Genomic DNA, 11341 nt, shown 5'->3' with positions numbered 1-11341 from the left:
CACCGCGCCTCGCGCGCCGTGCGCGGCCGCTGCTCCCCGCGCGGCCGGCCGGTCGCGCGGTTCACCCCGCGGTTCAACCGACAGCCAGGATCTTCCGATGCTCACGTTCCCACGCCGCGCCCGACAAGGCCTTGCCGCGCTCGCCGCTTTCGCCGCGCTCGCGTGCATCGCGCCCAGCCCGGCGTTCGCGCTCGACGCCGCCGACACGTCCGCGCTGGCCGGCGACGATTTCGACGCGAAGCTCGCCGCGATCGATCATCTCTCGGCGGCGGGCGACCCCGCATCGGTCGCGCTGCTGCACGCGCTGGCCGACGGCGGCGCCCTCGCGACCGACGACGGCAAACTGCTGATCCAGGCCGACGACGGCAGCACGAAAGACGCGCTGAGCGGCGCCACCGTGCAACCCGGCGATGCGCAAGCCGTCACGCTCAACAACCTGCTGCGCAGCAAGGTGGCCAATGCACTGTCCGGCCTCGACCTCGCCTCGCCCGATCTCGCCACGCGCACGGCGGCCGTCGACGCGCTGCTGAAGAACCCCGACGCCTCGCTTAAGCCGCTGATCGACAAGGCCCGCGCGAAGGAAACCGACGCCACGCTCAAGCGCCGCCTCGACGCGCTGTGGGCGATCGCCGCGCTGCACGACGCCGATCCGGCCAAGCGGCTCGAAGCCGTCAAGGTGGTGGCCGCGCGCCACGATCTCGACATGATCGAGCAACTGCGCCCGCTCGTCGCCCGACGTTCCGACGGCAGCTACGCCGAACCCGACGCGCAGGTGCGCGCGGCGGCACAGGAAGGCCTCGATGCGCTCCATTCGCTGCAGGAACGCGGCGAGATCGCCAGCACGCTGTTCGCCGGCCTGTCGCTCGGCAGCGTGCTGCTGCTGGCCGCGCTGGGCCTGGCGATCACCTACGGCCTGATCGGCGTGATCAACATGGCGCACGGCGAATTCCTGATGATCGGCGCCTACGCCACCTACGTGGTGCAGACGCTGTTCCAGCGCTACGCGCCGGGCGCGTTCGACTGGTATCCGCTGCTCGCCGTGCCGGCCTCGTTCGTGGCCGCCGCCGTGGTGGGCGTGGTGCTGGAGCGCACCGTGCTCAAGCATCTGTACGGCCGCCCGCTCGAAACGCTGCTGGCCACCTTCGGCGTGAGCCTGATCCTGATCCAGGCCACGCGCATGATCTTCGGCGCGCAGAACGTGCAGGTTTCGAACCCGTCGTGGATGAGCGGCGGCGTGACGGTCATGCAGAACCTGATCCTGCCGTACAACCGCATCGCGATCCTGGCGTTCTCGCTGATCGTGGTCGGCATCGCCTGGGGCGTGCTGACCAAGACGCGCCTCGGCCTGTTCGTGCGCGCCGTCACGCAGAACCGCCGGATGGCGGCCTGCGTCGGCGTGAAGACGGCCCGCGTGGATTCCTATGCGTTCGCGTTCGGCGCGGGCATCGCCGGGCTCGGCGGCTGCGCGCTCTCACAGATCGGCAACGTCGGCCCCGACCTCGGCCAGAACTACATCATCGATTCGTTCATGGCGGTGGTGCTCGGCGGCGTGGGCCAGATCGCCGGCACGGTGGTGGGCGGCTTCGGGCTCGGCCTCGTCAGCAAGGCGATCGAGCCGTTCTGGGGCGCCGTGCTCGCCAAGATCGTGGTGCTCGTCATGATCGTGCTGTTCATCCAGAAACGCCCGCAGGGCATGTTCGCCCTGAAGGGCCGCAGCGCGGAGGCCTGATCCATGACCTCGACCTCTTCCCTCTCCTCCGCCCCGGTCACGCCGGCCACGCTGCCCACGCCGGGCGCGGGCGGCGCAGCCGGCTTCGCGCTGGGCCTGCCGCCGCGCGCGGCGCTGCTGTCGCGCCGCGCCTGGCTCGCACTGGTGGCGCTGTGCATCGCGATCGGCATCGGCGTGCCGCTCGCGGCGCTGGTCGCGCCCGAATCGAGCACGTTCCATCTGTCGTCCTACGCGATGACGATCGCCGGCAAGTTCATGTGCTACGCGATCGGCGCGCTCGCGCTCGATCTCGTGTGGGGCTACTGCGGCATCCTGAGCCTCGGCCACGGCCTGTTCTTCGCGCTCGGCGGCTATGCGATCGGGATGTACCTGATGCGCGAGATCGGCCACGACGGCGTGTACGGCAGCAACCTGCCCGATTTCATGGTGTTCCTGAACTGGAAGACGCTGCCGTGGTACTGGAGCGGCTCCGATCACCTGATCGTCGCGCTCGCGCTGGTGGTGCTGGCGCCGGCCGTGGTCGCCTGGGTGTTCGGCTTCTTCACGTTCCGCTCGCGCGTGAAGGGCGTGTACCTGTCGATCATCACGCAGGCCATGACGTTCGCCGCGATGCTGCTGTTCTACCGCAACGAAACCGGCTTCGGCGGCAACAACGGCTTCACCGATTTCAAGCGCCTGGCTGGCTACACGATCACGTCGCCGGGCATGCGCACGGTGTTGCTGCTGCTGACGTTCGCCACGCTGGTGCTCGCGTTCGTGGCCGCGCGCGCGATCGTCACCTCGAAGCTCGGCCGCGTGGTCACCGCCGTGCGCGACGGCGAAACGCGGCTGATGTTCCTCGGCTACAGCCCGCTCGCCTACAAGCTGTTCGTGTGGACCGTGTCGGCCGTGCTGTGCGGCATCGCCGGCGCGCTCTACGTGCCGCAGGTCGGCATCATCAACCCGAGCGAGATGTCGCCGGGCAACTCGATCGAAATGGCGATCTGGGTGGCGGTGGGCGGCCGCGGCACGCTGATCGGCCCGATCATCGGCGCGTTCGCGGTGAACGGCGCGAAGAGCTTCTTCACGGCCTACTTCGCCGAATACTGGCTGTTCTTCCTCGGCCTGATCTTCGTGCTGGTGCCGCTCCTGATGCCGCGCGGCATCGTCGGCGTGATCGAATCCGTGATGAAACGTGGAGGCAGCCGATGAACGAGAACGGCATGATGCCCGACCTGACCCAACCCGACGGCAGCGACACGCTGACCGTCAGCGGCGTGGCCTCGATGTCGCGCGTGGTGGAACCGGGCGCGATCGACACCTCGCACGGCACGATCCTCTATCTTGAGGATATCGAAGTGAGTTTCGACGGCTTTCGCGCGCTGAAGAAGCTGTCGCTGGCGATCGACGCGGGCGAGCTGCGCTGCATCATCGGCCCGAACGGCGCGGGCAAGACCACCATGATGGACGTGATCACCGGCAAGACGAAGGCCGATTCCGGCAAGGTATTCCTCGGCCAGACCATCGACCTGTCGCGCATGAACGAGCCGGAAATCGCGCGCACCGGGATCGGCCGCAAGTTCCAGAAGCCGACCGTGTTCGAGGCGCATCCCGTCTGGGAAAACCTCGAGCTCGCGATGAAGACCGACAAGGGCTGGCTGGCCTCGCTGCGCGCGCGGCTCGACCGCACGGCCCAGCGCCGCATCGAGGAAACGCTCGAACTGATCAAGCTGGAGGACAGCGCCTACCGGCTGGCCGGCGAACTGTCGCACGGCCAGAAGCAGCGGCTCGAGATCGGCATGCTGCTGATGCAGCAACCGGCGCTGCTGCTGCTCGACGAGCCGGCCGCCGGCATGACCGACCACGAAACCATGGAGCTCGCGCAACTGCTGAACACGCTGCGCGGCACCTGCTCGATGATGGTGGTCGAACACGACATGGAGTTCGTCGCGGCGCTCGCGGGCGAGACGGGCCGCGTGACCGTGATGGCCGAAGGCGCGGTGCTCGCGCAGGGCACGCTCGATCAGGTCAAGCGCGACGAAGCCGTGATCGAGTCTTACCTCGGACGATAAGCCATGCTGACAATCGAATCCCTGAACCAGTATTACGGCGGCAGCCACATCCTGCGCAACGTCAACCTCACGGCCGAGGACGGCAAGCTCACGGTTCTGCTCGGGCGCAACGGCGTGGGCAAGACCACGCTGCTGCGCTGCCTGATGGGCGTGGTGAGCGCGAAGAACGGCAGCGTGGCGTGGCGCGGCAAGCCGCTCGACGCGCTGGCCCCGCATGCGCGCGTGGCGGCCGGGCTGGCCTACGTGCCGCAGGGCCGCGACATCTTTCCGCGCCTGACGGTGGAGGAGAACCTGCTGGTGGGCGCGGCGAGCCGCAAGGCGCCGTCGAAGGTGCCGAACCGCATCTACGAACTGTTCCCGGTGCTCAAGGACATGCGTGCGCGGCGCGGCGGCGATCTGTCGGGCGGCCAGCAGCAGCAGCTCGCGATCGGCCGCGCGCTGATGAGCGAGCCGCAGTTGCTGATTCTCGACGAGCCGACCGAAGGCATCCAGCCGTCGATCATCCAGGACATCGGCCGCACGCTGCGGCAACTGGTCGACGAAACCAGGATGACGGTGCTGCTGGTCGAGCAGTATTACGATTTCGCGCGCTCGATCGCCGATCAATACTGGGTGATGAGCCGCGGCGAGATCGTCGCGGGCGGCGCCGGCAGCGAGATGGAAGCGAACGGCGTGCGCGAGCTGATCGCCGTGTGAGCGGCCGGCCCGGCGCGCCGTGGCTCAGGCCACGGTCTGGATGACCTCGAAGCCCTCGAACTCGGGGTGGCCGAGATACAGCGGGCGGTTCGCGCCGCCCGCGTTGCGATGCGCGGCGCGGAATGCTTCGGACTGCGTCCAGTCGACGAACGCCGCATGGCTTTCCCAGATCGTGTGGCTGGCGTACAGCACGTGATCCTCGCGCGCGGGGCCGCGCAGCAGATGGAATTCCACGAAACCCGGGACCGTCTTCAGTTGCGTGTCGCGTTCGAGCCAGACCTGCTCGAAGGCCGCCTCCGAACCCAGGGCGACCTTGAAACGATTCATTGCGATATACATGCCGCGGTTCCTCATGATCGAACGATGCGCGCGGCACGACGCCGACGCGGCTGAACGGGACAGGCAGTGTACCGCGCGATGCACAGGGCTCGCCTCGTGCCGGCGCCGCAATCGGCACGCATGGCACGCACGGCCGGGCCCGGCACCCTGGCCCGCAATCGCCTCCGCCCTTCGCGCCGCCGTGCGGTAGCATGACGGCGCGCGCCCCAGCGCCTCCCGATTTTGCCGCGCCTTTTCATATCATTTCGCTTGATGTCCGACACCGATCCACGCCCCGCATCCGTCCCCGCTGCCCCCGCGCCATCGACCGCCGCCGTCGCGAAGAAAGCCTGGCGCGCGCGGCTCGAACTCGGCTTCGAGCGGCAGCGCACCGGCCGCTCGGCGCTCGTGCACCGGCTCCACGACGGCCCGTTGCGCATCCAGCGCCCGCTCTACCCCGAAGGCGACGCGATCTGCCACGCGGTGATCGTGCATCCGCCCGGCGGCGTGGCAGGCGGCGACCGGCTCGATATCGGCGTGCAGGTCGGCAGCGGATCGCACGCCGTGATCACCACGCCGGGCGCCACCAAGTGGTACAAGTCGAACGGCCTCGACGCGCGGCAGCGGATCGCGATCGCGGTGGCCGACGACGCGAAACTCGACTGGCTGCCGCAGAACAACCTGTTCTTCGACGCCGCGCAGGCCTCGCTCGAGTTCTCGCTGACGGTGGGCAAGCGCGCCAGCGTGATCGGCTGGGACGTCTCGCAACTGGGCCGGCAGGCGGCCGGCGAAACCTGGTCGGTCGGCAGGATCGCCTCGTCGGCGCGCATCGCGGGCGCGGACGGCGCACCGCTCTGGATCGAGCGCGCGCATCTCGGCGCGACCGAACCGCTGCGCGTCACGCCCCAGGGGCTGGCGGGCTTTCCCGTCTACGGCACGCTGTGGGCGATCGGCGACGCCTGCACCGATGCGCTGGCCGAATCGCTCGCGCCCGCGCTGCCGTTCGGCGACACGCTGCGCGCCGGCGTCACCTGCGTCGCGCCGCGCGTGATGCTGATCCGCGCGCTGGCCGGCTCGGTCGAGGCGCTGCAGAACCTGTTCGTCGAGCAATGGACGCGGCTGCGCCCGCTCGTGCACGGCGTCGAGGCGCAGGCGCTGCGGCTCTGGCAAACCTGATCGCGCGCCGTTCCTTCGTACGCCAAAGCACCATCGCGAGGCATCGCGCCGGCCGTTTCGCACCGAAGCGGTGAACGCGCGCACGTAAACCGCACGCCCGGCGCACTACCGCATGGCACACGGCTTGCGTTCCTGAAACGCCGCCGTGCCGCGCACGGCACACGATGCTAGGATCGTCGGGTTGCCGCGTGTGCAACGCGCGGCCGGATCATTACGTCTAGCTAAACATCGGGCTTTCATGAAGCTGACTCCACGAGAGAAAGACAAGCTGTTGATCTTCACCGCCGCGCTGCTCGCCGAGCGCCGCCGCGCCCGCGGCCTGAAGCTCAACTATCCGGAGACGGTCGCGTTCATCACCGCCGCGCTGATGGAAGCGGCCCGCGACGGCAAGACGGTCGCCGAGGTGATGCACTACGGCACCACGCTGCTCACGCGCGACGACGTGATGGACGGCGTGCCGGAGATGATCCCCGACATCCAGGTCGAGGCCACCTTCCCCGACGGCACCAAGCTCGTCACCGTCCACCACCCGATTCCCTGAGGCCCACGATGATTCCCGGCGAAATCCTCACCGACGACGGCGATCACGAGCTGAACGCCGGCCGCCCGACGATCACGCTGGCCGTCGCGAACACCGGCGACCGGCCGGTGCAGGTCGGCTCGCATTACCACTTCTACGAAGTCAACGATGCGCTGTCGTTCGACCGCGCCGCCGCGCGCGGCTTCCGGCTGAACATCGCGTCGGGCACGGCAGTGCGCTTCGAGCCGGGCCAGACGCGCACCGTCGAGCTGGTCGAGCTGGCCGGCGACCGCATCGTCTACGGCTTCCAGGGCAAGGTGATGGGCAAGCTCTGAGCGCGCCCGCGCCGTTGGTTCGCAGCCCGTAACACGTTGTTCGCTGCCCGGCGCATCGCCGGGCGCTCCAAGGATTCGACACCATGACACTACGCTTGAGCCGCCGCGCCTACGCGGAAATGTTCGGCCCGACCACCGGCGACCGCATCCGCCTGGCCGATACCGAGCTGCTGATCGAGGTCGAGCGCGATTGCACGATCTACGGCGAGGAAGTGAAATTCGGCGGCGGCAAGGTGATCCGCGACGGCATGGGCCAGTCGCAGCGCGTCGCCACCGAGGTGGCCGACACCGTCGTCACCAATGCCGTGATCCTCGATCACTGGGGCATCGTGAAGGCCGACATCGCCATCAAGGACGGCCGCATCCAGGCGATCGGCAAGGCCGGCAACCCCGACATCCAGCCCGGCGTGACGATCGCGATCGGCGCGGCCACGGAAGTGATCGCCGGCGAAGGCATGATCGTGACGGCGGGCGGCATCGACACCCACATCCACTTCATCAGCCCGCAGCAGATCGACGAGGCGCTGGCCTCGGGCGTGACGACGATGATCGGCGGCGGCACCGGGCCTGCCGCCGGCACCAACGCCACCACCTGCACGCCCGGCCCGTGGCACCTCGAACGGATGCTGCAGGCCGCCGACGGCTGGCCGATCAACATCGGCTTTCTCGGCAAGGGCAACGTGAGCCTGCCGAAACCGGCCGAGGAGCAGATCGCGGCCGGCGCGATCGGCCTGAAACTGCACGAGGACTGGGGCTCGACGCCCGCCGCGATCGACAACTGCCTGACCGTGGCCGACGCCACCGACACCCAGGTGGCGATCCACACCGACACGCTGAACGAAGGCGGCTTCGTCGAATCCACCGTGGCCGCGTTCAAGGGCCGCACGATCCACACGTATCACACCGAAGGCGCCGGCGGCGGCCACGCGCCCGACATCCTCAAGGTGTGCTCGGAGTTGAACGTGCTGCCGTCGTCGACCAACCCGACGCGCCCCTACACGATCAACACGCTCGACGAGCACCTCGACATGCTGATGGTGTGCCACCACCTCGATCCGTCGATCGCCGAGGATCTGGCGTTCGCCGAATCGCGCATTCGCCGCGAGACGATCGCAGCCGAGGACATCCTGCACGACCTCGGCGCGCTGTCGATGATGTCGTCGGATTCGCAGGCGATGGGCCGCGTGGGCGAGGTGATCATCCGCGCCTGGCAGACGGCCCACAAGATGAAGGTGCAGCGCGGCAAGCTGCCCGAGGACGGCGCGCGCAACGACAACTTCCGCGCCAAGCGCTATGTCGCCAAGTACACGATCAACCCGGCGCTCACGCACGGCATCGCGCACGAAGTCGGCTCGATCGAGCCGGGCAAGTGGGCCGACCTGGTGCTGTGGGAGCCAGCGTTCTTCGGCGTGAAGCCGGCCATGATCCTCAAGGGCGGCATGATCGCGGTGGCGCAGATGGGCGACCCGAACGCGTCGATCCCGACGCCGCAGCCGGTGCATTTCCGCGAGATGTTCGCCACCCGCGGCGGCGCGCTCGGCCGCACCTCGCTGACGTTCGTCTCGCAGCTCGCGCTCGACAACGGCGTCGCGGCCCGCTACGGCCTCGCCAAGCGCGTGGTGCCGGTGCGCGGCTGCCGCACCGTGACCAAGGCCGACATGGTTCACAATGCGTGGCGGCCCAGCATCACCGTCGACCCGGAAACCTACGACGTGGTGGCCAACGGCCAGTTGCTGACCTGCGAACCCGCTACCGTGCTGCCGATGGCGCAGCGCTATTTCCTGTTCTGATTTCCCGTTCCGATCCATGCGCACGCTCGATAAACGCATCGCCCCCAACGTCAAGCTCGCGGCCTCGCTGGTCGCGCGCGCGCCTACCCTCACGCTGGCCTACGACGCCCGCTGCAAGAGCCGCTTCGCCGCGACGCTCGACAGCGGCGAGGAGGTGGGCGTGGTGCTGCCGCGCGGCACCGTGCTCGCCGACGGCGACGTGCTGGTGGCCGACGACGGCAAGCTCGTGCGCGTCGTCGCGGCCGCCGAAGCCGTGATGCGCGTGCGCGCGCCCAATGCGCTGACGTTCACGCGCGCCGCCTATCACCTCGGCAACCGCCACACGCCGGTGCAGATCGGCGCGGACACGCTGGTGCTCGAATACGATCCGGTGCTGGCCGACATGCTGACGCGGCTCGGCGCGAAGGTGGAGCGCGTGGATGCGCCGTTCCAGCCCGAAGCCGGTGCGTACGGCGGCGGCCACAAGCATGGCCACGACGCGACGTTCGCCGAGGATTACGCGCTCGCGCAGCAGGTGTACGGCGAGCATCATGGGCATTCGCACGACCACGGGCATGCGCACGGCCACGATCATTCGCATGACGGGCATGTGCATACGGCGGCCTGCGGTCACGATCATGCGCACGACGGGCATTCGCATGCGCACGATCACGGGCATGTGCATTCGGCGGCCTGCGGTCACGACCACGCGCACGACGGGCATTCGCACGCACACGATCACGGGCATACGCATACGGCGGCCTGCGGTCACGATCATGCACACGACGAGCATTCGCATGCGCACGACCACGGCCATACGCACACCGCCGCCTGCGATCACGATCACGGCGCGCCCGCCCACGGCAAACCCGGCCACGTCCACACCGAAGCCTGCAACCACGATCACGCGAACGCGTCGAAGCCCGTCGCCATCACGTTCCGCAAGCGCGAGCATGGCCCCCGCTGAACTCGTCGCGCTGCTGCACCTGGCCTCGCCGGCGCTGCCGATCGGCGGCTTCAGCTATTCGCAGGGCTTCGAGGCCGCACTCGACGCGAACCTGATCCACGACGCCGACAGCGCGCGCGACTGGATCGCCAGCGGCCTGGCCGACGTGCTCGCCGTCTGCGAGCTGCCGTTGCTCGCGCATCAGCTCGAACGCTGGCGCGTGCACGACGCGGCGGCGCTCGCCGAAGCCAACGCCGAATTCGTCGCGAGCCGCGAATCGGCCGAGCTGCGCCGCGAAACCGAGCAGATGGGCTGGTCGCTCGCGCAGCTCTGCACCGCGCTCGAATGGGGCGACGCGGCCCGGCGCGCCACGCTGGACGCCATCAAGCCGGTCGCGCTGCCCACCGCCTATGCGTTCGCGGGCGCCGCGCACGACGCCGCGCCCGATGCGGTGCTGACCGCCTACGCGTTCGGCTGGGTCGAGAACCAGGCCGCGGCCGCGCTGAAGGCCGTACCGCTCGGCCAGCTCGCCGGTCAGAAGATTCTCGTCGCGCTGCGCGGCACGATCGCCGACGCGGTGCGCCGCGCGCTCGCCACGCCGCCCGAGGCCATCAACACGTTCGCGCCGCTGCTCGGCATCCTGTCGGCGCGGCACGAAACCCAGTACTCCCGACTGTTCCGCTCCTGAACGACCGACCATGACCACGCACTCCGCCTCCTCCCGCCGCACCAAGAAACTGCCGCCGCTGCGCGTCGGCATCGGCGGCCCCGTCGGCTCCGGCAAGACGACGCTGCTCGAAATGCTCTGCAAGGCGATGCGCGAACGCTACGACCTCGTGGCGATCACCAACGACATCTATACGAAGGAAGACCAGCGCCTGCTGACGGTGGCCGGCGCGCTGCCCGAGGAACGGATCATGGGCGTCGAGACGGGCGGCTGCCCGCACACGGCGATCCGCGAGGACGCCTCGATCAACCTGGAAGCCGTCGACCGCATGCTCGGCCGCTTCCCCGACGCCGACATCGTCTTCATCGAATCGGGCGGCGACAACCTCGCCGCCACCTTCAGCCCCGAGCTGTCGGACCTGACGATCTACGTGATCGACGTGGCCGGCGGCGAGAAGATTCCGCGCAAGGGCGGCCCCGGCATCACCAAGTCGGATCTGCTCGTGATCAACAAGACCGACCTCGCGCCGCTGGTGGGTGCGAATCTCGACGTGATGGCGTCGGACACGAAGAAAATGCGCGGCGAGCGGCCGTACGTGATGACGAACCTGAAGGCGCTCGACGGCGTGGCCGACGTGATCGCGTTCATCGAGAAGAAGGGATTGCTGACGGCGTGATGCGCCATCGGTGACGAAGCGCGGGGCCTTGCGCCGCCGCGCTCCGGAAGCAACACGTTAAGCGGGATCGCCCTCGTCGCGCGCGGGCGGCAGCAGCGCCGTCAGCACGTCCACCGTGCGCGCCGTCGCGCCGCGATGGCGCGCCGCGAACGCGGCCCCGGCCGCGCCCATCGCGGTTCGCCGCCCCGGATCGGCGAACAGCGCACCGAGCGCCCCCGCCACCGCTTCGGGATCCTGAACCTGCTCGGCCGCGCCCGCGGCCACCGCATCGGCCGTCGCCTGCGTGGAGTTGAAGACGTCCGGCCCGATCAGCACCGGCACGCCCACCGCGCACGCCTCGATCAGATTCTGCCCGCCGAGCGGCAGCAGGCTGCCGCCGATGAACGCCGCGTCGGCCGCCGCGTAATACGCGCCCAGCTCGCCCATCGAATCGCCGAGCAGCACCGTGACCTCGCCCA

General features: G+C 69.2%; 12 protein-coding genes and 1 pseudogene. 11 read left to right on the top strand and 2 right to left on the bottom strand.

Translation table 11 applies throughout. From position 1 onward, the window contains the following. Nucleotides 1-97 precede the first annotated feature (97 nt). From urtB to urtE, 4 genes are read left to right on the top strand one after another with little or no spacing between them, the layout of a single operon-like run. On the top strand, nucleotides 98-1729 hold the full coding sequence (urtB, locus tag G3N92_RS24645; protein WP_206130211.1) for an urea ABC transporter permease subunit UrtB: 1632 nt from the start codon (nucleotides 98-100) through the stop codon (nucleotides 1727-1729). Between the two features lie 3 nt (nucleotides 1730-1732). Then, nucleotides 1733-2920, top strand: a complete 1188-nt coding sequence (urtC, locus tag G3N92_RS24640) for an urea ABC transporter permease subunit UrtC (RefSeq protein ID WP_206130210.1) — start codon at nucleotides 1733-1735, stop codon at nucleotides 2918-2920. Beyond that, nucleotides 2917-3780, top strand: coding sequence for an urea ABC transporter ATP-binding protein UrtD (urtD, locus tag G3N92_RS24635; protein ID WP_206130209.1), 864 nt, complete (start codon nucleotides 2917-2919; stop codon nucleotides 3778-3780). Before urtC ends, urtD begins: the two co-directional genes overlap by 4 nt. Before the next feature lie 3 nt (nucleotides 3781-3783). Then, nucleotides 3784-4476, top strand: coding sequence for an urea ABC transporter ATP-binding subunit UrtE (urtE, locus tag G3N92_RS24630; RefSeq protein ID WP_206130208.1), 693 nt, complete (start codon nucleotides 3784-3786; stop codon nucleotides 4474-4476). 24 nt (nucleotides 4477-4500) lie between these two features. On the opposite strand, the gene G3N92_RS24625 is transcribed toward urtE, so the two are convergent. Continuing rightward, nucleotides 4501-4815, bottom strand: a complete 315-nt coding sequence (locus tag G3N92_RS24625; protein ID WP_206130207.1) for an antibiotic biosynthesis monooxygenase — start codon at nucleotides 4813-4815, stop codon at nucleotides 4501-4503. Between the two features lie 252 nt (nucleotides 4816-5067). On the opposite strand from G3N92_RS24625, the gene G3N92_RS24620 reads away from it, so the two are divergent. The 7 genes and pseudogenes from G3N92_RS24620 to ureG all read left to right on the top strand — a co-directional run bounded on the left by G3N92_RS24620 (nucleotide 5068) and on the right by ureG (nucleotide 10883). Continuing rightward, nucleotides 5068-5970: an urease accessory protein UreD gene (locus G3N92_RS24620; protein ID WP_206130206.1), complete on the top strand. Its 903-nt coding sequence runs from the start codon at nucleotides 5068-5070 to the stop codon at nucleotides 5968-5970. A gap of 238 nt (nucleotides 5971-6208) precedes the next feature. Beyond that, nucleotides 6209-6511: an urease subunit gamma gene (gene ureA / locus G3N92_RS24615; RefSeq protein ID WP_009689813.1), complete on the top strand. Its 303-nt coding sequence runs from the start codon at nucleotides 6209-6211 to the stop codon at nucleotides 6509-6511. Between the two features lie 8 nt (nucleotides 6512-6519). Next, nucleotides 6520-6825: an urease subunit beta gene (locus tag G3N92_RS24610; RefSeq protein ID WP_206130205.1), complete on the top strand. Its 306-nt coding sequence runs from the start codon at nucleotides 6520-6522 to the stop codon at nucleotides 6823-6825. 83 nt (nucleotides 6826-6908) lie between these two features. Then, entirely contained in the window at nucleotides 6909-8615 is a 1707-nt protein-coding gene (gene ureC, locus G3N92_RS24605) for an urease subunit alpha (protein ID WP_206130204.1), read from the top strand. A 16-nt stretch (nucleotides 8616-8631) separates the two neighbouring features. Next, nucleotides 8632-9318: pseudogene (ureE, locus tag G3N92_RS24600) on the top strand (urease accessory protein UreE); the annotation flags it as partial. Between the two features lie 229 nt (nucleotides 9319-9547). Beyond that, nucleotides 9548-10228, top strand: coding sequence for an urease accessory UreF family protein (locus tag G3N92_RS24595; RefSeq protein WP_206130202.1), 681 nt, complete (start codon nucleotides 9548-9550; stop codon nucleotides 10226-10228). 10 nt (nucleotides 10229-10238) lie between these two features. After that, nucleotides 10239-10883, top strand: coding sequence for an urease accessory protein UreG (gene ureG / locus G3N92_RS24590; RefSeq protein WP_206130201.1), 645 nt, complete (start codon nucleotides 10239-10241; stop codon nucleotides 10881-10883). Nucleotides 10884-10940: 57 nt separating this feature from the next. On the opposite strand, the gene G3N92_RS24585 is transcribed toward ureG, so the two are convergent. Continuing rightward, a partial coding sequence (locus G3N92_RS24585) for a glycosyltransferase (protein ID WP_339385811.1) occupies nucleotides 10941-11341 on the bottom strand: 401 nt, incomplete at its 5' end.

The organism is Burkholderia sp. Ac-20379, from assembly GCF_017104645.1.
In the GTDB taxonomy this organism is placed as follows: Bacteria; Pseudomonadota; Gammaproteobacteria; order Burkholderiales; family Burkholderiaceae; genus Burkholderia.
Note: the sequence above shows the minus strand (reverse complement) of the source record. Positions and strands in the feature narration are given on the sequence as shown.